We start from the raw sequence: 19203 nt of genomic DNA, 5'->3' as shown, positions 1-19203 counted from the left end.
GATTACATCCCTCACCAAGCCCGCCATGCTGGCGGCGCTCAGCAGGGAGCCAAAGTTTTCGGCATTCTTCATCCAATATCTGCTGTCGCGAAACAGCCGGATCGAAGACGACCTGATCGACCAGTTGTTCAACTCCAGCGAAAGACGGCTGGCGCGCCTGCTCTTGCTGCTCGCCAATTTCGGCAAGCAGGGCGGCGCGGCGCCGGTCGCCATCAGCCTCAGCCAGGAAACCCTGGCGGAAATGATCGGCACCACCCGATCCCGGGTGAGCTTTTTCATGAACAAGTTCAGGAAGAGGGGGCTGATCGACTACAATGGTAAGATCGAGGTCTATCCAGCGCTGCTCGACGCCGTGCTGCGCGAGAAACCTCAAATCAGCGAAGACGAATAGCCGGACCGTTTTTGCGGTTGGATTTAAGTCATGATCGCGCATCCCGTGGCTTCAGGGTTTGAGACCGGTGCTTCAACGTTGCGGTCCATGGCGCGCGCCTCACCCTGAGGTCCGAGACCTCATCCTGAGCCGGGCACGCGCCGGTCTGCGTGGCCAAGGATGCGCGGCCGTCGATCTCTGAAAATGCATTGCAACGCGTTCGCTTGATGACGTCGGCGCGGCCGGCCCAAAATGCTGGCGTGACAGCCATTTCGTCTGACTTCAGCGCGTTTGCCTCAAGCGCGATAGCCGGATAAGACGGCACATCGGGATCATGGAATCGATCGAGAAAGGCATTGAACGGATGCGGATTCTTTGCACCAATGACGACGGCATCCATGCCCCTGGCCTCAAGATCGTCGAGGAGATCGCGCGGGCGTTGTCGGATGATGTCTGGGTGGTGGCGCCGGAGCTTGATCAGTCCGGCGTCTCGCATTCGCTGTCGCTGAACGATCCGCTGCGGCTGCGTGAAGTCGGCCCGCGACATTTTGCGGTGCGCGGCACGCCGACCGATTGCGTCATTATGGGAGCGCGCCACATCCTCGGCGAAACCATGCCGGACCTCGTGCTGTCGGGTGTCAACAAGGGCCGCAACGTTGCTGAAGACGTGGTCTATTCCGGCACCATCGCCGGCGCGCTGGAAGGCACCATTTTGGGGATTCCATCGTTCGCGTTGTCGCAGGAATTCAGCATGGAGACCCGCCACGCTCCGCTTTGGGAGACCGCGCTGAAATTCGGGCCGCCGATCCTGCGCAAGGTGATCGACGCCGGCGTGCCCAAAAACACCGTGATCAACGTCAACTTTCCGGCCTGCGCGCCGGATGATGTCGCCGGCGTGCGTGTGACGCGGCAGGGCAAGCGCAATCTCGGCTTTCTGAAAGTCGACCAGCGCCGCGACGGCCGCGGCAATCCGTATTTCTGGATCGGGTTCGAGCGCCTCGCGCAAGTCGATGTGCCGGAGGAGGGCACCGATCTCGCCGCCTTGGCGGCACGTTATGTGTCAGTGACGCCGCTGCGGCTCGACCGCACCGACGACGAATTCTCGCAGGCACTGACGGCGACGCTGAAGTAGGGCGTTCTCTTTCGCCATTGTTGGCCTCTGTGCCGAGCAATGGCGCGATGCCAGCCGAAAGCAAACTCGCGCGCGTGCATCAGGCAGGGTCAGTCCGAGCGGCTGCGTTGGATCTTGCTCAAATGGTCAACGCGCATCATCAATTTGACGATTTTCTCTCAAGGCCGCGGTGCCCGCCGTCCCTTGCAAGGGATCTTGCCGCCATGCATTCAGCGAATTGCCCGATTCCGACCCAGAAATTCGCGCAATCGCAATTTAATAATCAAGACTGGTTGATGAAGTCATCACTTATCCGCGTCGGCCCACGGCACGTCGATGATTTCTGAGTTACGGCAATGGAGGCTCGATGGCGCGGATCGGGGGAGACGACACGCAGCGATACTCTGCGGTTGAAGGATTTCTGCTGGGTGATGCAGTGCCGATCCTTCTTCCGCAGCCTGACATCCAACGTATGCCCACGACCGCGTGGTTCGACGGTTCGCACATTCCTGATCACGTCGCTGCCGGGACCACGCTGGCAGTCTTTGACCCAATCGCACCAGCCTCATCGTTCTAGAATGCCCCTTTAATCGAAGTTCGCTCGAACAGATGCAACGGCATCGGCGAACGTCGGATGTGAGGACGCAAGGGTCAGCCGATGTCTTTTGAAATCCCTAACCATTTCCGCAGCAAGACGCGCACGCGCCGGGCGCCGCGTCGAGATGTCCATCCTGTCAAGGAATCGCGGCGCTGGCCGGCGAGGCCGCGACCCAAGTTTCGGCGAGCGAAAGAGCGCGTACGTAAGACCGACTTCGGAACCATCCTGCTGCATTGGACCCTGGTGATCACGTTGACGCTGTCGGTCGGGACCGGGTTGCGGATCGCGATGGATTCGCCGGAGCATGCGTGGCTGGTTGCGTTCGATAGTATCCTTCCGCTTTACACCGTATGGACCTGGCATATTCCGGCCGCGCTGATCCTCGTTGCCGTGTCGGTCGCCTACACGGCCTATGTCTGGCGGGGCGGCCTGATCCGGCGCATCCGTCTTGACCGGATCCGGCTGTCGGGATTGCTGAACCGCAGCAGACAGGTGCGGTGGGGTTCGATCAATATCATCCTGTACTGGGTGTTGTTCGTGACCATGATCATGGAAATCGCGACCGGCACGCTGCTCTGGCTCGGTTTCGGGCGCGCGATCTGGGTCGAGATGCACATGTGGGGCACCTGGATCATTCTTGGTTATACGGCAGCCCATATCCTGGCGCATTTTGCGCTTGGCGGCGTCAATCAGCTGCTCCGTGTGGTCAGGCCGACCAGGCTCGGGCCGCCGCAGAAGCCGTTCGATCCGATGGAAATGGTGGCGGATCTGCTTGATTCAGAAAACGCGGCAAAGGGCGAGGCCGAGCGGCAGGGCCAGTCCACCGGCCGGGTGATTTTCCGTCTCAGCCCACTCGTGGTGGCGGTGATCGCCGCGACCGCGGGAATAGCCATCGCCATCACCGTCGACCGCGCCTCGGAGGACACCATGTTCATCCGGCGGATCGCCAAGGCCGATCGTCCGATCATCGACGGCGATATGTCCGATGCGGTCTGGCGAACGGTCAAGCCGTTCACGATGTTCACCGAACTCGGTGGCAATTATGACGGCAAGGGCGAGGCGGCGGTCGAAATCCGCGCGGTTCATGATCGCGAATGGGCCTATTTCTGTTTCAAGTGGGATGATCCGACCCGCTCGCTGAAACATCTTCCGCTGGTGAAGCAGAACGACGGCTGGCATGTCCTGCATGATCGATATGATCTCGGCGACGAGCGGTCCTATTACGAGGACAAGTTCTCCGCGCTGTTTACCAAATTGCCGATCGTCATCCCCGGCGACCGCACCTACCATGCCGGCCCGACGCCGATCGAGGGCAAGCCTTCGACATTGTCGCAGCGCGGACTGCATTTTACGCCCGAGCCCGGCCTCGCCGTCGAAGTCTGGCAATGGAAGGCGTCGAGCGGCGGCCTGCTCGGTTGGGTCGACAAGAACCATTTCGACGTCCCGGTGGAAGCTTCACAAGCCCAGTCGGACGGCCAGATGCCATACCGCGGCGGCTTCATCCAGGATCCACGCACGGCGGAGCTCTACAGCGACAATTTCGAGCCCCAGCCGGTCGGCGGCTATGAGGTGGCCATTCGGCCCATGCGGCTGCCGAAGAACTGGAAAGCGACCTATGACGCGCTCGGGCGGATCGACCTCGATCCCGACCACAGCGATGCCGAAAAGGCGCGGTGGTGGATGATGATGTCGGAATCCGAGCCCTATTCGGCCCAGCTCGACGCCGAAATTCCGGTCGGGACCATCATTCCGGGATCGCTGATCCTGGTCGACGACATCGGTCAGCGCGCCGATGTGAAGGGCATGGCGCGCTGGGCCGCCGGCCACTGGACGCTGGAAGTGGCGCGCAAGCTGGCGGCCAATGCCCCCGACGTCCCGATCTCCACCGGAACCTATATGCGGGTAGTGGTGTTCGACCACTCCCAGATCTACCACACCCGTCACATCCGCCCGATCCGGCTCGAGTTACAGCGATGATGGGGTTTCCCCTGAGCTGAAAAGCAGGCCGAGCGGGGGTTCGAGACCGGCCGGCGGTCGCCGAGGCATCGGCCTGTCGATGGCCGGGCGTCGTCATTCGATCTCGGAGAACTAAGCCGTCGCGCCCCTGAGCGTGCTGTCCATCACCCGCGCCAGGGTTTCGAGCTGGAAGGGCTTTTGCAGCGCGGGGCGGTCGCGGTATTGCTCCGGCAGTCCCGACGAGCCGTAGCCGGTCGCGAAGATGAACGGACGCGTGCGGGCCTTGATCAGTTCGGCGACCGGGGTGATGACCTTGCCGTTGACGTTGACGTCGAGGATGGCGATGTCGAACTCGGTGCATTGCACGAGCCTGATGGCCTCGTTGATTTCGCCGGCTTCGGCCGCGACGTGATAGCCGAGTTCTTCCAGCATGTCGGCGACCATCATCCTGATCATTACCTCGTCCTCGACGAGGAACACCAAGCCGCCCGGCCGCCGCGCTGCAGTCATGATGATGATGTCCTTGCCCGTCCAAGATTTAGGATCGCAAATAGCGCTGGCCCGCGCAATGTCAATGCGACCGCGTTCCCGGTCCGGTTGGGGCGTAGGAACTGATTGGTTGCCGGTTCCTTAACGCCCCCGCCGACGCGGTGTTCCCGCGGGGGAACATCGATTTTCCGGAGTTTTCCGCTCATTTGGAGCCTTGGCCTCTACCCGAACGGGCCCGGCACGCTAGAGTGCAGCAAAGGCAGCTCGCGCGACTGACATGCCCAACGCCCAGAATCCGCCTGAAAAGATGAGGTTTCAGCTCACCCTGCGGCGGCGCGGGATCAGTGATCAGGCGGTGTTGCGTGCCATGGACGAGATTCCGCGCGAGGTCTTTGTCGAGGCCGCCGATCGCGCCGACGCCTACCGCGACAGCGCGCTTCCTATCGCCTGTGGCCAAACCATCAGCCAGCCCTTCGTGGTGGCCTATATGACCGAACAGTTGCATCCGCAGAAGCAGCACCGCGTGCTCGAGATCGGAACCGGCTCGGGTTACCAGGCCGCGATCCTTTCGCGGCTTTGCGGACAGGTGCTGACGATCGAGCGCTACCGCACTCTGGCCGATAGCGCCCGGGCACGGCTTGAGAGGCTCGGTTGCGACAATGTCGAGGTGATGCTGGGAGATGGTTTCGACGTCCCGGCGAGCGCCGGCCGTTTCGACCGCATCATCGTAACCGCGGCCATGGAGCGGATTCCGGAAAGCTTTACCCAGCTTCTCGAACCCGGCGGCATCCTGATTGCGCCGGTCGGGCCGCCGCACGGCGTCCAGACCTTGGTGCGAGTCGTCAGGACGGATGCCGGTTTGGTGCACAAGGAACTGGTGGACGTGCGTTTCGTGCCGGCGCTGCCGGGCATTGCCCGCGAGCTGTAAAAATCCGGACCGGCTCTCGCCGATCTCTTATTGGCAGGGTTAAGCCATTGTTTACTGGGGAGGTGTTTACTCAAATCGTAATTTGTTGCGTACCAGTGAGTAAGCATGTCCGGTATTGTCGAGTTGGTTTGCTCGCCCCGCGCGCCCCACGTCGTGGCGCTGGCGCTGATGTCGATTGGTTTTGCCGGTTGCAGCGCCGACATGTCGTCGCGGCTTTCGCAGAATTCCAATCCCTATGCTTCACAGCCGGAAGCCACGGGCTCGGTGCCGGCGGTCCAGAGCCGCGAACTTCCGCAATATGCCCGGCCGCAACCGCAGATCCAGGCGGCTGCCTTGTCGCCGTCGATCACTCCGCCGCAGACTTATCGAAGCGCCAGTGCCGGTGTGTCCGGCGGAGGACGCGGGCTGGCTTCGTATACGCCACCGGCGCATCCGATCGAGACCACAGGCACCGTCGCGCCGCGTTCGGTCGCCGCGACCCACGGCCCGGCGCAGGCCGGCACCACGATCATTGTCGGCACCAGCGACACGCTCGACGGCCTGGCGCGCCACTACAATGTAACGCCCACGGCGATCCTGCAGGCCAATGGTTACAAGGGGCCGCGCGCCTTGTCGCCCGGCCAGCAATTGATCATTCCGCGACCGACTGCCGTCGCTGCAGCCCCGACATCGGCTGCCCTGCCGTTGGCAGCGCCGGCTTTGGCGGCGCCGGCGAGCAAGGTGGTCGCTGCCGCGCCAGCGCCGAGCGTTCACGTCGTCAATCCCGGCGACACGTTGCTGAGCATCGCGCGTCGCAATCACGTGTCGGTGGCGGAACTGGCAAAAGCCAACAACATCGATGCCACGGCGAAACTCAAGCTCGGCGCCAAGCTGACCGTGCCTGCCGCGAAGACCTCCGCCGCCGCGCAACCTGCCGCCGCGTCGACGCCGCCTGCCAGCAAAATGACGGCGGCAGCCGGCACCCAGCAGAGTGCCCGGCTGGTCCAGGCGACGACATCGGTGGAGGGGGTCGGCGAAACGCCGGTCAAGGCCGCCGATGCGACCGCGGCGTTGCCGACCTTCCGCTGGCCGGTACGCGGCAAGGTGATCACGAGTTACGGCGCCAAGACCAACGGCAAGGCCAATGACGGCATCAATCTGGCAGTACCCGAGGGCACCCCCGTGAAGGCGGCGGAAGACGGCGTGGTCGCCTATTCCGGAAATGAGCTCAAGGGTTATGGCAATCTGATTTTGGTTCGGCACGCCAACGGCTACGTTACCGCATATGCCCATGCGAGTGAGCTCTTGGTGAAGCGCGGCGACACCATCAAGCGCGGCCAGGTCATTGCCAAATCCGGCCAGTCGGGCGAGGTGGCGTCGCCGCAGCTCCACTTCGAGATCCGCAGGGGATCCCAGCCGGTTGACCCGCTTCAATTCCTCAACGGGGCGTGAGGCGAAGCGGCGCGGGGTATCGGCCGTCGTTCGGCGTTATCCCGATAATTCAGATCCGTTCACCGTAATCGAGTTGCTTCGAACCCGCGATGATCGGCGTGGCAACCGTTGCGTCATCGTAAAGACCGTTTATGCGCGTCGTTGCGCTAAAGCGAGCCGCGGCCTCAGTTCGGCTGCTTACCGCTCAACCTTACACCCAGCCTTCCCGCCAGTTCCTGCGTGAACTGCCAGGCGACCCGCCCCGAACGTGAGCCGCGCGTAGTCGACCATTCCAGGGCATCGCGCTCCAGATCGGTTGCCGCGATCTCGATGCCGAAATGGCCGCAATAACCCTTCACCATCGCGAGGTATTCGTCCTGGCTGCAGCGGTGAAAGCCGAGCCACAATCCGAACCGGTCCGAGAGCGAGACCTTCTCCTCGACCGCCTCGCCAGGGTTGATCGCGGTCGAGCGTTCGTTCTCCATCATGTCGCGCGGCAACAGGTGCCTGCGGTTGGAGGTGGCGTACAGGATCACATTGTCGGGCCGGCCCTCGATGCCGCCTTCCAGAACCGCCTTCAGCGATTTGTAGGAGGCGTCGTTGCCGTCGAACGACAGATCGTCGCAGAACACGATGAAATGAAAATTCGAACGCCGCAACTGCGCCATCAGCGCCGGCAGGCTCTCGATATCCTCGCGATGGATCTCGATCAGTTTCAGGCGCCCGGCCGGCTTGCGATTGAGATTGATGCTGGCATGCGCCGCCTTGACCAGCGACGACTTGCCCATGCCGCGCGCGCCCCACAGCAAGGCGTTGTTTGCAGGAAGTCCATTGGCAAAACGCAGGGTATTCTCGATCAGGATGTCGCGCATCCGGTCGATGCCCTTGAGCAGATCGAGGTCGACGCGGCTGACCCGCGGCACCGGGGCCAGCCGTCCATCCGGGTGCCAGACGAAGGCGTCGGCGCCATCAAGTTGATCGGCATTGTCTGATGTCGGCGCGGCGGCGGACAGCTGCAAGGCGATGCTTTCGAGCGCGCGCGCGATCCTTTCCCCGGTCGCATGTCCGGGGGATGCCGCGGGGCGATTTGGCGCGGCTACGGACGATTTCGGCTGACCGCGAGGTGCTGTTTTCCGGGGCTTTTTCGACATCTCTGGGGTTCCTGGCCACGCACCCATATCGGGCCTGACAGGGCGCCGCAAGCGGCCCAAATGAGGGGTCTGGCGGCGTTGCAATTGGGACCGCGGCCGCTATAGTCCGCGCGAATTTGCCCTGCGCCGGCCCAACGCCAATGCGTTGCCGTCTCATCCCGTTTCACGAGGATCATCCGAATGCTGACTACCCCTGCGTTTGCCCAGGCCGCGGCCGGCGGCGATACCAACAGCATGTTGATGTCGCTTCTGCCGTTCGCCCTGATCTTCGTGATCATGTATTTCCTGATTCTGAGGCCGCAGCAGAAGAAGGTGAAGGACCACGCCGAACTCGTGAAGAATATTCGCCGCGGCGACACCGTCGTCACCACCGGCGGGCTCGTCGGCAAGGTGACAAAGGTGGTCGATGACGACCAGATCGAATTCGAAATTTCCGACGGGGTGCGGGTGCGGCAGATGCGGCAGATGATCTCGGGCGTTCGCGCCAAGGGTGAGCCGGCGAAGGAAAAGGCCGATACCGCCAAGGACGAGACGTCCGCGAGCTAGCGTTTTTGCGCACCGCGTACTCGAAAATTCCGAAGGATGCTGACAGGTCAACTCGATGTTGTATTTCACGCGGTTGAGGGCGCTGGCGATCATCCTGGGGACGCTCTTGGTGTGCCTTTGCGCGGTCCCCAATTTCTTCCCCGAAGCCACCGTCAAGGGCTGGCCGGCATGGGCGCAGCGGCGGCTGGTGCTCGGCCTCGATCTGCAGGGCGGCTCCTACCTGCTGCTCGCGGTCGATTCCGGCTACGTCAAGAAAGACAAGCTCGACCAGGTCCGCGACGACGTGCGGCGAACATTGCGCGAGGCCAAGATCGGCTATCAGGGTCTCGTTTCCAAGCCCGATAGCGTCGAGGTGCGTATCAGCAGGGATACCGATGCGCAGGCGGCGTTGACAAAGCTGCGCGAGCTGTCGCAGCCGCTCGGTGGCTTGCTCGGCTCCAGCGGCCAGCGCAGCCTCGAGGTCAGCGACGCCGGCGGCGGCCTGATCCGCCTGACAGTGCCGCAGGCGGCCATCACCGAGCGCATACGCCAGACCATCGAGCAATCGATTCAGATCGTCGAGCGCCGCGTCAATCAGCTCGGCACCGTTGAGCCGGTGATCCAGCGCCAGGGCACCGATCGGATTCTGGTACAGGTGCCAGGCTTGCAGGACCCGACCCGCTTGAAGGAGCTGTTGGGCAAGACCGCCAAAATGGAATTCCGCATGGTCGACACGACCGTGCCGCCAGATCAGGCCCTGCAGCAGGGGCAGGTGCCGCCCGATTCCGAAGTGCTGATGAGTTCGACCTCGCCGAAGATGCCTCATGTGGTCAAGAAGCAGGTTCTGGTTTCCGGCGGCGACTTGATCGACGCGCAGCCCGGCTTCGACCCGCGCTCCGGCGAGCCGATCGTCAGCTTCAAGTTCAACTCCGCCGGGTCGCGCAAATTCGCGCAGGCGACCTCGGAAAATGTCGGGCAACCCTTTGCCATCGTGCTCGATAATGAGGTGATTTCCGCCCCCGTGATCCGCGAGCCGATCACCGGCGGCTCCGGCCAGATTTCCGGAAGCTTCACGGTGCAGCAGGCCAACGATCTGGCGATCCTGCTGCGCGCCGGCGCGTTGCCTGCGCCACTGACCGTGATCGAGGAACGCACCGTCGGCCCGGGACTCGGCCAGGACTCGATCGAGAAAGGTGAGCTCGCCGCTTACGTCGGCTCGATCCTGGTGATCGTTTTCATGCTGGTGACCTACCGGCTGTTCGGCGTGTTCGCCAACATCGCGGTCGCCCTGAACGTCGCGATGATTTTCGGCCTGCTGTCGCTGTTGAACGCCACGCTGACGCTGCCCGGCATCGCCGGCATCGTGCTGACGGTCGGCATCGCCGTTGACTCGAACGTGCTGATCTACGAGCGCATCCGCGAGGAACTGCGCGGCGGGCGTAACGCGATTTCCGCGATCGATGCCGGTTTCAAGCGCGCGCTGTCGACGATCCTGGATTCCAACATCACCACTTTCATCGCCGCCGCCGTGCTGTTCTATATCGGCACCGGTCCGGTGCGCGGCTTCGCCGTGACGCTCGGCATCGGCATTCTGACCACGGTTTTCACCGCCTTTGAGCTTACCCGCCTGATCGTCGCGGGCTGGGTCCGGTGGCGGCGGCCGCAGAGCGTGCCGATCTAGGGCGTGATCACGAAAGGCCTGCCCGCGGGCTCCGACCCGACGGGTGGATGGCGGTTTTCGGAAGAGATCGTGCCCCGACAAGAAGATCAAGCGACGAATATGACGCGGCATGGCCGGATCATATTCATGGGAATGCGGAGCCGGCGGTGACTCATTTGGTTCTTATTGGCCTGGGTATCCTGATTGCCGTGCTGACGGTGGTCAGCGCGCTCGATCTGCTGCCGCCGCTGCGCATCGTGCCCGACAACACGAGGTTCGATTTCACCCGGTTTCGCCGCATCAGTTTTCCGATTTCAGCGCTGCTCTCGATGTTCGCGATCACGCTGTTCTTCACCCACGGGCTTAACTTCGGCATTGATTTCAAGGGCGGCACGCTGCTGGAAGTGCGCGACAAATCCGGCACCGCCGACATCGCCTCGATGCGCGCAACCCTCAGTGGTCTCGGGCTTGGCGAAGTGCAGTTGCAGCAGTTCGGCGGTCCCGCCGAGGTCTTGATCAGGGTCGCCGAACAGCCCGGTGGCGACGCCGCCCAGCAGGAGGCGGTGCAGAAGGTGCGCGGCGCGCTCGGCGATGCCGTCGACTACCGCCGCGTCGAGGTGGTGGGGCCACGGGTTTCCGGGGAGTTGCTGGCCTATGGCATGCTCGGCCTGATGCTGGCGATCTTCTCGATCCTGATCTATCTCTGGTTCCGGTTCGAATGGCAGTTCGCGCTCGGCGCCATGATCGCCAACGTCCACGATATCGTGCTGACTATCGGTTTCATGTCGATCTCGCAGGTCGATTTCGACCTCACCAGCATCGCGGCGCTTTTGACCATACTCGGTTATTCGCTGAACGACACGGTCGTGATCTATGACCGGATTCGCGAAATGCTGCGGCGTTACAAGAAAATGCCGATGCCGGAATTGCTCAACGAGTCGATCAATTCGACGCTGTCGCGATCGATCATCACCCACGTCACGGTGACGCTGGCGCTGCTGGCGCTTTTGTTGTTCGGCGGCAACGCCATCCACAGCTTCACCGCGGTGATGATGTTCGGCGTGGTGCTGGTCGGCACCTACACCTCGATCTTCATCGCGGCGCCGATCCTGATCTATCTCGGCGTCGGCATCAACCGGGCCGATACGCCGGACACCCCGAAGAAGAAGTAGCGCATGATCCCGCCAGAGGTCATGCGCTCACCCCAAGGACGATAGCGATGGCGGACCGCTCGGACGCACCGCATCTTCCGAGGTCCGCCCCGATCGAGGCCTATGGCAATAGCGGCTTCGCTTTCGCGGGGATGTCGCATCGCGGCTCGCTCTTGTGCCTGCCGGAGGCCATCTGGGCCTGGCCGGTCAAAAGCCCGGAGCAAATCGACCGCGTGGCGCTGGCGCGCGTGTTCGAGGCGGCGCGGGGCATCGACACGCTGATCATCGGCACCGGCAGCGGCGTCTGGCTGGCCCCAGCGCCGCTGCGCGCGGCATTACGCGCAGTCCACATCGTCCTGGATACAATGCAGACCGGTCCGGCCATTCGCACCTACAACATCATGATCGGCGAACGGCGGCGCGTCGCGGCGGCGTTGATCGCGGTGCCATGAGCGGCGCGGAGGCAGGCAGGCCGTCCGCGCAGTTCTGCGCCGATCTGGTGCGCACCCACGATTTTGCCCGCTACGCATCGACGCTGTTCTTCCCGGCCGACCAGCGCCGCGCGCTGCTTTCGATCTATGCCTTCAATGTCGAGATTTGCCGGGTGCGGGACCAGGTCACCCAGCCGCTGCCCGGTGAGGTACGTCTGCAGTGGTGGACGGATATGCTGGCGGGCGCCGGACAGGGCGGCGTCGGCGGCCATCCGGTTGCGGCCGAATTGCTGTTGGCGATCCGCAACTGGCGTTTGCCGGTCGAGCGGCTGTCGCTCATGATCGACGAGCACCAGTTCGACCTCTACAATGATCCGATGCCGACCATGGCGGCGCTGGAGGGCTATATCGACGATACCTCATCGGCGCTGTTCTCGCTCGGTGCCGGGATCACGGGATGGCAGTCCGAGGCAATTGAACACCTCGCAAGCCACGCCGGATTGGCGCTGGGCCTTGCGCAGGTGATCGCCGCCTTTCCGGTGGATGCCGCGCGCCGCCAGCTGTTCGTGCCCCTGCAACTGCTGGAGAGCCACGGCAGCGGCATGGAAGAAGTATTCGCGGGCAGGGAGACGCCGAAACTGCGCGCGGTGCTGGATCAGCTCATCGGCGAAGCGCGCGGGCATCTAAAGACCGCCTTCACGCTGCTCGCGAATGCGCCGCGGCAGGTGAGGCCGGTGTTCCTGCCGCTTTCGGTGGTCGCGCGGGAGCTCAGGTGGATGGCGCGCCCGGACAGCGACCTGTTCATACCTCGGGCGCGTTCGAGGCTGCGGACGTTATGGACATTGTGGCGGGCATCGAGGTCGCTGCGTTATAAAGCATGACGGCGTGCCGGTGATGCGGGGTCGCCCGCTTGCGCGGGTGACGACAATACCCAGCGCAATTCGCAATTTACGCTGACGGCGGCGCCAGATCGGCCGCTTCGAAATTAAACCGGTCGCGCAAATTCTTGCGGGATTCCAGAATGTTCTTCAGAAACGCGCGGTCGGCCTCGCTCCTCATCATGGGCTCGATCAGGTCGAGCTGGTTCATCGCGACCAACTGCAGCACCTCGGCACGAATTTTTCCGGCGCTGTCGCGCGGCAAGGCCCGCACCACCTGGATATGTTCGGGCGGCCGCAGCCCCTTCGCAGCTGCGAGCTCGCCGCGCAATTGCGTCTCAAGCGCGGCCTGGTCGGCCTCGACGAAGGCGTAGAGCCCGACGCCAGAGCGCCGGTCGGCGAACGCGACGATCGCGGCATCGCGGACGGCGGGATTTCTCCGGATCAGATCGGTCAGTACCGGCGCATCATTGACCAGCCGCCGGCCGCCACCTTCGCGATCGGTGAAATTGAACAGGCCGCGGGTGATGCCGCGATAGACTCGCTTGCCGGTCTGCAGCCAGATGCTGGCGACAAAGGATTTACGCGCCAGAATCTTGCGCTCCCGGGGCGTCAGCGCTTCCGGTGCGTAGCTGCGCTTGTGTTTCAGAAGATGCCTGAGGTCTTCGTAGGCGGCGATGCGGAACAGCCGGCCGCGCGTCTTGAAGCAGGCGGCGAGCTGAAAATCGGTGAGATAGGCCCGGCCATCGGTGCCGCGCAGCCAGTTCTGCTCCTTGGCGAGATCATTATGGCAGATGCCGGCGCGGTGCAGCCTGCGCAGCGCCTGCTTGGCGGACCGGAAATAGGCGATATCGCCGGTCGGTTTTGCCAGATGCAAGGCCACGCCATTGATAAAACCGCGCACCAGCGCTTGGCGGCCGGCCCACAAGAGTTCGGGCCCGACCTGCAGGCCGCGCGCTTTTGCCAGCGCAGTCCGCTCGCGCGCGAACAGATGGCGCGCCGGCAGAAAGGACCACCACGGCACCTGATCGAGCCGGCGCAGCACCGCATCGATCTCGCCCTCGGGCCTTCGAAAGCGGCCGCGCTCGACGGTGGAAAACACGTCGCGCTTGAGCAGCACGCCTTCGGTCCACCGTGCCGACAGCACCGCGGCATCATCACTGGGCAAACTCATCGAATGCTCACGCCGCCGCCGCAATGGGCAGGCTGTCGGCCATCCAGCGCTCGAGATCGGACAGCGCCCGCGCGCTGATCGCCTGTTTCCTGGCGACGGTTTTTTCATTGCCGCGCAGCCGCGTGCCGTCGGGTTTTTTTGTTGGTGGGCTTAAGAGCGGCGGGAACAGACCAAAATTGATGTTCATGGGCTGAAAAGAGGGTGGACCGGCATCGATGGTCTCGATGTGGCCACCGGTGATGTGGCCGAGCAGCGACCCCAGCGCCGTGGTCGGCGGCGGCGGCGGAAGCCGCATCGAGCGTGCCTCGGCCGCGGCATAGAGGCCCGCAATCAGTCCGATGGAAGCGGACTCCACGTAACCCTCGCAGCCGGTCATTTGGCCGGCGAAGCGGAGCCGCGGCTCTGCGCGCAACCGCAATTGCGCATCGAGAAGTTTTGGCGAGTTCAGGAAGGTATTGCGATGCAGACCGCCAAGCCTGGCGAATTCGGCCTTCTCGAGCCCGGGTATGGTGCGGAAGATGCGTTGCTGCGCCCCGTGCTTCAGCTTGGTCTGGAAGCCGACCATGTTGTAGAGCGTGCCGAGCTTGTTGTCCTGGCGCAGTTGTACGATGGCGTAGGCCTTCACCGCCGGATAATGCGGATTGGTGAGCCCGACGGGCTTCATCGGCCCGTGGCGCAGTGTCTCGCGGCCGCGCTCAGCCATCACCTCGATCGGCAAACAGCCATCGAAATAGGGTGTATTGATTTCCCAATCCTTGAAATCAGTCTTCTCGCCGGCCAACAGGGCGTCGACGAAGACGTCGTATTGGTCTTTGTTGAGCGGGCAATTGATGTAGTCGGCGCCGTTGCCGCCGGGACCCATTTTGTCGTAGCGCGACTGAAACCATGCCCGGGACATATCGATGGAATCCCGGTGCACGATCGGGGCGATGGCATCGAAAAAGGCAAGCGCGTTCTCGTCCGTCAGTGCGCGGATCGAATCGGCGAGGGTTGCTGAAGTCAAAGGTCCGGTCGCGATGATGACGTTGTGCCAGTCCGCAGGCGGCAGGCAGTCGATTTCGCCGCGCTCGATCTCGATCAGGGGATGACCTTGCAGCGCCGCGGTGACGGCTGAGGAAAATCCATCGCGGTCGACCGCCAAGGCGCCGCCGGCGGGAACCTGGTTGGCGTCGGCGGCGCGCATGATCAGCGAACCCAGCCGGCGCATTTCGGCGTGCAGCAAACCGACGGCATTGTTGGCGGCGTCATCCGAACGAAAGGAATTGGAGCACACGAGTTCGGCGAGTCCGTCGGTGCGATGGGCCTCCGTCATCCGCCCGGGGCGCATTTCATGCAAAACGACGCCTACGCCTGACCTTGCGACCTGCCAGGCGGCTTCCGAACCGGCCAGGCCGGCGCCGATAATATGTACGGGCTGAGAGAGGGATCTGGTGCCTGTCATAGGCACAGAGGTAGCGCGTAGCGCTGGATACGACAACGCCCGCGTCCAGGCGGGCGTTACCCATTCGTCAGTCAAGCCGAAGGTAGATCAGGCGTTATAAGTTCCGGCTGCAACGCGCGGGATATCCGACCGGTCAAGGCCGATATCTGCCAGTTCGCGATCACTGAGCTGGGACAACTCGGCAACATTGCGCTGATAGTCCCGAAACGCCTGGATCATGCGGATGATCGAAAGCAACATGGTTAGTCTCCTTGTATTCCGGATTCAGCTCTTAGGGTGAGCGTCACCGTTGAAGTGAACATAGGCTAGAACCTCGCGGTTCGGAACTACAAATGGTGCGGTGCAGCTAAGCGTTGAATGCATGGCTAACGTAAGAAACGATTAACCTTTCAGCATAGCTTGGGTCGCGCTCGCGAGGAGCGGCGGAGCGGCGCCGGAGCAACCGCAAATATCTCGAAGGAGTAAGGCAATGCTCCATATTGCAGCGCAAATAGGCGGGCGTTTCAACAGCTTGCCCGGAGAACTGGCAGCGGCCAGAAACCGTTTCGGTAACGCTCCGTCGATCCGATTCAGGACCGATTTCCATGCATGATTCGCATGGTTTATTCTATACTATGAACTTTAAATCATTATTTAAAACAGCGTCCGCTAACCAAGAGAGATCGCAAGCGCTGCGGGCTGCGGATAGCAGCACGCGGAAGTGGAGTCTTAGGTTGGCTTCGTCGTGGGGAGCCAGAGTCGGCCACGAATGGAGCCCGTATCTCTGGCCGGACCAGCCCGTGTCCGCAAGCTCCCGGCCGATCGGCTGGGCTGGCCGGGTCTTCGATCGGATGGGACGAACACTTCAAACATCACGACCGGAAGAAGAAGATGACATCCGGCCCGGGGCGGCACCGAGATCGGGGCAGGCGACCTTCGAACTCAAACTGGCGGCGCGCCGCGCGCGATGGCTGGCATGTGCTGGCCAACCTTACCAGTCCGTAATGAAAATGCGCCAATACGCATAAGTCCTTGCGCCCCGCGCGCATCACATTTTTCTCGCGCGAAATTCATTCCCAAATTTTCCGACTATGGCGAAAAACTGTCCTCGCAGATTGCGGCAATAGCGCCGATCTGTTTTGAAACGGAAGTGGAAAGTAACATGATCAAAAAGTTACTGGGAGCAGCCGCCATGGCTGCCATCATATCGTCATCAATGTTGCCGGCATCGGCCGCGAGCATGGCTGGTTGCAGTGGTGCAAACCTGGAAAAAACCGAAGCCGCGGTCGAAAACATGGCCGACGGTGACGGCAAGATCACGGCACAGAAGGAGGTGGCCATGGCGCAAACGGCGATGCTCGACGGCAAAATGGGCGCGTGTGCGATGCACCTTGGCAAGGCGATGCACTCCGGCATGACCAAGTAAGCCCGCGCCAGGGTCGGTTGCGCGCGCGATCGGCCCTTCGCGTCACAACAAGGCAATGCAGCCTCGGATCCGATTCAATCGGAACCGAGGTTCCGGGCGGCAGCAAATTTTCAGGGGGCGTGCGCGAGCTGGCTGGCGAAATACGCGATGGTGCGGGCGTAAACCTCGCTCTTGTTCCATTGCTGGATCACCGCGAAATTGGCGCTGCCGGGTTCCCAGTCCTTGCCACGCTGCCACCCATAGCCGGCGAGGTAATTCGCGGTCGATGCCAGCACGTCGGGCGCGCTGTGCAATAGGTCGCGGCGGCCGTTGGCATCAAAATCGACGGCATATTTGAGGTAGGACGAGGGCATGAACTGGGTCTGGCCGATCTCGCCTGCCCAGGCGCCGCGCATCTCCGACGCTGCGAGATCGCCGCGCTCGACGATGCGCAGCGCATCCATCAATTCGGCCCGGAACGTTTCCGCGCGCCGGCAATCGTAAGCCAGCGTAGCCAGCGACCGTATGGTCGGAAACCTACCGTTATTGACGCCGAAATCCGTCTCCAGCCCCCAGATCGCCACCAATACCTCGGCAGGCACGCCGTAGGCCTGTTCGATGCGACCGAGCACCGAGCCATATTGCTTGAGCATGTTGGCGCCGCGGGCGAGGCGGGGCGGCACCATGCGGCCTGAAAACTCCTCGAAGCTTTGATTGAACACCGCTTGCGAACGATCCCGGGAGAGCACTCCCTGATCCAGCGTCACGCCGCTCAAGCCGGATGCGATGGCGGCTTGCGAGATGCCCTTGGCGGCGGCCTCGGTTTTGAAATCGTCGAGCCAGCCCGCGAAGCTGCCGGTGCCGCAGGAGGCGGCGAAGGCAGGAACCGAAGGTGTCGCCAGCACCGCGCACAGCGCGACGGCCTTGAAAAAAGCAACAGAGTTCATCGGATCATAGCTCCGAAACGCGCATAGAAATGAAATTCCCGACGACTCCGACGACACCTATGTGATTCGCAACCGCGGCCAAAACATGGCTATTTGCGGTTGTCGCGTCATACTCGGACTGCAGCGCCGAACCCGCGCGCAGGGTTCATCGAAAGCCAAACCGCCGGTTGAAACTCAACCGGCGGGGCTTGATGCCAATGGCCTTATCGGGCGGCGGCCTATGCGCCGTCCTTGCGGCGCCACGGAAACAAGTTGGCCGGGAAATCCACTGCGGAACGCCGTTCGCGGCGCGGACGGGGAGGCAGCGGCCGCGGATTGGGATCCGGTGCGATCACCTTGCGATAGAGATGCCAGGTGGCGTGTCCTAGCAGCGGGATGACGACGGTGAGGCCGAGGAATAGCGGCAGCGATCCCGCAACCAGAAGCAGTGCGACGATCAATCCCCACGCGGCCATTGGCAGCGGGTTTTGTGCCACGGCCCTGAGCGAGGTCACCATGGCGTCGAGGGCGCCGGCATGACGGTCGAGCATCAACGGGAATGAAACCACGCTGAGGCACAGCGCTGCCAGCGCGAACAGGAAACCAACGCCGCAGCCGACGATGATCAGCCACCATCCCTGTGGTGTCGTCAGCACGCGCCCGACGAAATCGGGAATTCCCGCCGCGGCCTGGTAGCCGAACGCCGCCACGTAAATTGCCTGCGCGGTGGTCACCCAGGACACGAATAGCGCCAGCAACAACGTACCCAGCCCGAGCATTGCGCCGAACGATGGCGATCGCAGCACGTCGAGCGCGTCCCAGGCCGATGGCTCTTCACCGAGTTCGCGACGGCGGCTCAGTTCATAGAGGCCAAGCGCTGCAAAGGGACCGAGCAGGGCAAAGCCCGCAGCCAATGGAAACAACAGCGGCAGCACCGAATAGCCCAGCACGGTACGCGCCAGCGCCAGCCCGAGCACCGGATAGATCACGCAGAGGATGATGGCGTGGCTTGGCACGGCCTTGAAATCTTCCCAGCCGAGGCGCAGCGCCTCACGCAAATCGGACAGGCCGATGGTTCGAATGATCGGCGCAGCCGCGGTGTCCTGCACGGGCTGAGCCGGCGGGGTGACATTGCCGGGATTGACATTGCCGGGATTGACGTTGCCGGGATAGGGTGTGGCCATGGTCGTTATCTCCCTTGCGCAGCGGTCCGATTTCGCGCTGCTCGAGGGCGCAAACGGCCGTTTGTGGAATCGGTCACGACCCGGCCGGACGAGAAGACAGAAAACCCAAACTGGCCTTGCCGCGAGCTGCGCCCAAAGCGTACTCCCAATCCCCAGCGGCGGTCGCTCACGCTTCGGTGAATACCGGCTTGCCGCGCTGCAAACCGCCAGCCGTCATTCCGCCATCATTCCGCCCCCGCGAGGTTCATTTGCGTTTGTAGGCCCCTCATCGATGGCCAGCCGGTTCGCGGTGGTCCGGAGCTGGGCAATCGGGCGCGGTGCTGCTGAACAAGGTAAAAACGCCGTTCCAGATCCCCACTCCTTCTTCAAGTCTATTGGGAGCAATCGATGAGCATTTTTGGTAAAATCATGAACGCGATCTTCGGCACCAAGGCCG

General features: G+C 62.8%; 19 protein-coding genes. 11 read left to right on the top strand and 8 right to left on the bottom strand.

What is annotated here, in order from left to right; genetic code table 11:
* The 3 genes from ABSG20_RS10305 to ABSG20_RS10295 all read left to right on the top strand — a co-directional run.
* A partial coding sequence (locus ABSG20_RS10305; protein ID WP_423864399.1) for a helix-turn-helix domain-containing protein occupies window positions 1-391 on the top strand: 391 nt, incomplete at its 5' end.
* A gap of 343 nt (window positions 392-734) precedes the next feature.
* The gene (surE, locus tag ABSG20_RS10300) at window positions 735-1502 is read left to right on the top strand and encodes a 5'/3'-nucleotidase SurE (RefSeq protein ID WP_423864398.1); all 768 of its coding nucleotides are present in this window, start codon (window positions 735-737) and stop codon (window positions 1500-1502) included.
* A gap of 637 nt (window positions 1503-2139) precedes the next feature.
* Window positions 2140-4056 carry an ethylbenzene dehydrogenase-related protein gene (locus ABSG20_RS10295; protein ID WP_423864397.1) on the top strand — a complete coding sequence of 639 codons (1917 nt, stop codon included), beginning with the start codon at window positions 2140-2142 and terminating at the stop codon, window positions 4054-4056.
* Between the two features lie 111 nt (window positions 4057-4167).
* Here ABSG20_RS10295 and ABSG20_RS10290 read toward each other — a convergent pair whose 3' ends face one another.
* Window positions 4168-4545 (bottom strand): response regulator, encoded by a 378-nt coding sequence (locus tag ABSG20_RS10290; protein ID WP_423864396.1) that lies wholly within the window; start codon window positions 4543-4545, stop codon window positions 4168-4170.
* 256 nt (window positions 4546-4801) lie between these two features.
* On the opposite strand from ABSG20_RS10290, the gene ABSG20_RS10285 reads away from it, so the two are divergent.
* Both ABSG20_RS10285 and ABSG20_RS10280 read left to right on the top strand, forming a co-directional pair.
* Window positions 4802-5452 carry a protein-L-isoaspartate(D-aspartate) O-methyltransferase gene (locus ABSG20_RS10285; RefSeq protein WP_423864395.1) on the top strand — a complete coding sequence of 217 codons (651 nt, stop codon included), beginning with the start codon at window positions 4802-4804 and terminating at the stop codon, window positions 5450-5452.
* A gap of 105 nt (window positions 5453-5557) precedes the next feature.
* Window positions 5558-6883, top strand: coding sequence for a peptidoglycan DD-metalloendopeptidase family protein (locus ABSG20_RS10280; RefSeq protein ID WP_423864394.1), 1326 nt, complete (start codon window positions 5558-5560; stop codon window positions 6881-6883).
* Between the two features lie 164 nt (window positions 6884-7047).
* Here ABSG20_RS10280 and ABSG20_RS10275 read toward each other — a convergent pair whose 3' ends face one another.
* Window positions 7048-8013 (bottom strand): ATP-binding protein, encoded by a 966-nt coding sequence (locus ABSG20_RS10275; RefSeq protein ID WP_423864393.1) that lies wholly within the window; start codon window positions 8011-8013, stop codon window positions 7048-7050.
* A gap of 180 nt (window positions 8014-8193) precedes the next feature.
* Here ABSG20_RS10275 and yajC point away from each other — a divergent pair, with 180 nt between their 5' ends.
* The 5 genes from yajC (at window position 8194) to ABSG20_RS10250 (ending at window position 12661) form a co-directional block, all read left to right on the top strand.
* Window positions 8194-8559 (top strand): preprotein translocase subunit YajC, encoded by a 366-nt coding sequence (gene yajC / locus ABSG20_RS10270; protein WP_423864392.1) that lies wholly within the window; start codon window positions 8194-8196, stop codon window positions 8557-8559.
* 55 nt (window positions 8560-8614) lie between these two features.
* On the top strand, window positions 8615-10219 hold the full coding sequence (secD, locus tag ABSG20_RS10265) for a protein translocase subunit SecD (RefSeq protein WP_423864391.1): 1605 nt from the start codon (window positions 8615-8617) through the stop codon (window positions 10217-10219).
* Between the two features lie 146 nt (window positions 10220-10365).
* On the top strand, window positions 10366-11370 hold the full coding sequence (gene secF, locus ABSG20_RS10260; RefSeq protein ID WP_423864390.1) for a protein translocase subunit SecF: 1005 nt from the start codon (window positions 10366-10368) through the stop codon (window positions 11368-11370).
* A gap of 47 nt (window positions 11371-11417) precedes the next feature.
* A complete protein-coding gene (locus ABSG20_RS10255; RefSeq protein WP_423864389.1) occupies window positions 11418-11801 on the top strand; it encodes an Mth938-like domain-containing protein in 384 nt (127 codons plus the stop codon).
* Window positions 11798-12661, top strand: a complete 864-nt coding sequence (locus tag ABSG20_RS10250) for a phytoene/squalene synthase family protein (protein WP_423864388.1) — start codon at window positions 11798-11800, stop codon at window positions 12659-12661. The genes ABSG20_RS10255 and ABSG20_RS10250 overlap by 4 nt, the downstream gene beginning before the upstream one ends.
* A 67-nt stretch (window positions 12662-12728) precedes the next feature.
* On the opposite strand, the gene ABSG20_RS10245 is transcribed toward ABSG20_RS10250, so the two are convergent.
* The 3 genes from ABSG20_RS10245 to ABSG20_RS10235 form a co-directional block, all read right to left on the bottom strand.
* Window positions 12729-13832, bottom strand: coding sequence for a serine/threonine protein kinase (locus ABSG20_RS10245; RefSeq protein ID WP_423864387.1), 1104 nt, complete (start codon window positions 13830-13832; stop codon window positions 12729-12731).
* A gap of 7 nt (window positions 13833-13839) precedes the next feature.
* The gene (gene trmFO, locus ABSG20_RS10240) at window positions 13840-15273 is read right to left on the bottom strand and encodes a methylenetetrahydrofolate--tRNA-(uracil(54)-C(5))-methyltransferase (FADH(2)-oxidizing) TrmFO (RefSeq protein WP_423864386.1); all 1434 of its coding nucleotides are present in this window, start codon (window positions 15271-15273) and stop codon (window positions 13840-13842) included.
* A gap of 87 nt (window positions 15274-15360) precedes the next feature.
* Window positions 15361-15513: a DUF1127 domain-containing protein gene (locus ABSG20_RS10235; RefSeq protein ID WP_423864385.1), complete on the bottom strand. Its 153-nt coding sequence runs from the start codon at window positions 15511-15513 to the stop codon at window positions 15361-15363.
* Between the two features lie 715 nt (window positions 15514-16228).
* Here ABSG20_RS10235 and ABSG20_RS10230 point away from each other — a divergent pair.
* Window positions 16229-16678 (top strand): hypothetical protein, encoded by a 450-nt coding sequence (locus ABSG20_RS10230; protein ID WP_423864384.1) that lies wholly within the window; start codon window positions 16229-16231, stop codon window positions 16676-16678.
* 110 nt (window positions 16679-16788) lie between these two features.
* On the opposite strand, the gene ABSG20_RS10225 is transcribed toward ABSG20_RS10230, so the two are convergent.
* The 3 genes from ABSG20_RS10225 to ABSG20_RS10215 all read right to left on the bottom strand — a co-directional run.
* On the bottom strand, window positions 16789-17604 hold the full coding sequence (locus ABSG20_RS10225) for a lytic murein transglycosylase (protein ID WP_423864383.1): 816 nt from the start codon (window positions 17602-17604) through the stop codon (window positions 16789-16791).
* 218 nt (window positions 17605-17822) lie between these two features.
* Window positions 17823-18767, bottom strand: a complete 945-nt coding sequence (locus ABSG20_RS10220) for a DUF2189 domain-containing protein (RefSeq protein ID WP_423864382.1) — start codon at window positions 18765-18767, stop codon at window positions 17823-17825.
* A 213-nt stretch (window positions 18768-18980) separates the two neighbouring features.
* Window positions 18981-19203: hypothetical protein (locus ABSG20_RS10215; RefSeq protein ID WP_423864381.1), on the bottom strand; the 223-nt coding region annotated here is incomplete at its 5' end.

Source organism: Bradyrhizobium sp. (genome assembly GCF_049512235.1).
GTDB lineage: Bacteria > Pseudomonadota > Alphaproteobacteria > Rhizobiales > Xanthobacteraceae > Bradyrhizobium.
Note: the sequence above shows the minus strand (reverse complement) of the source record. Positions and strands in the feature narration are given on the sequence as shown.

Excerpts from the sequence above, each read along its gene's own strand:
- surE (WP_423864398.1), top strand. The coding sequence starts at position 735 with ATGCGGATTCTTTGCACCAATGACGACGGCATCCATGCCCCTGGCCTC.
- ABSG20_RS10295 (WP_423864397.1), top strand. The coding sequence starts at position 2,140 with ATGTCTTTTGAAATCCCTAACCATTTCCGCAGCAAGACGCGCACGCGC.
- ABSG20_RS10290 (WP_423864396.1), bottom strand. The coding sequence starts at position 4,545 with ATGACTGCAGCGCGGCGGCCGGGCGGCTTGGTGTTCCTCGTCGAGGAC.
- ABSG20_RS10285 (WP_423864395.1), top strand. The coding sequence starts at position 4,802 with ATGCCCAACGCCCAGAATCCGCCTGAAAAGATGAGGTTTCAGCTCACC.
- ABSG20_RS10280 (WP_423864394.1), top strand. The coding sequence starts at position 5,558 with ATGTCCGGTATTGTCGAGTTGGTTTGCTCGCCCCGCGCGCCCCACGTC.
- ABSG20_RS10275 (WP_423864393.1), bottom strand. The coding sequence starts at position 8,013 with ATGTCGAAAAAGCCCCGGAAAACAGCACCTCGCGGTCAGCCGAAATCG.
- yajC (WP_423864392.1), top strand. The coding sequence starts at position 8,194 with ATGCTGACTACCCCTGCGTTTGCCCAGGCCGCGGCCGGCGGCGATACC.
- secD (WP_423864391.1), top strand. The coding sequence starts at position 8,615 with ATGTTGTATTTCACGCGGTTGAGGGCGCTGGCGATCATCCTGGGGACG.
- ABSG20_RS10255 (WP_423864389.1), top strand. The coding sequence starts at position 11,418 with ATGGCGGACCGCTCGGACGCACCGCATCTTCCGAGGTCCGCCCCGATC.
- ABSG20_RS10250 (WP_423864388.1), top strand. The coding sequence starts at position 11,798 with ATGAGCGGCGCGGAGGCAGGCAGGCCGTCCGCGCAGTTCTGCGCCGAT.
- ABSG20_RS10245 (WP_423864387.1), bottom strand. The coding sequence starts at position 13,832 with ATGAGTTTGCCCAGTGATGATGCCGCGGTGCTGTCGGCACGGTGGACC.
- trmFO (WP_423864386.1), bottom strand. The coding sequence starts at position 15,273 with ATGACAGGCACCAGATCCCTCTCTCAGCCCGTACATATTATCGGCGCC.
- ABSG20_RS10235 (WP_423864385.1), bottom strand. The coding sequence starts at position 15,513 with ATGTTGCTTTCGATCATCCGCATGATCCAGGCGTTTCGGGACTATCAG.
- ABSG20_RS10230 (WP_423864384.1), top strand. The coding sequence starts at position 16,229 with ATGTGCTGGCCAACCTTACCAGTCCGTAATGAAAATGCGCCAATACGC.
- ABSG20_RS10225 (WP_423864383.1), bottom strand. The coding sequence starts at position 17,604 with ATGAACTCTGTTGCTTTTTTCAAGGCCGTCGCGCTGTGCGCGGTGCTG.
- ABSG20_RS10220 (WP_423864382.1), bottom strand. The coding sequence starts at position 18,767 with ATGGCCACACCCTATCCCGGCAACGTCAATCCCGGCAATGTCAATCCC.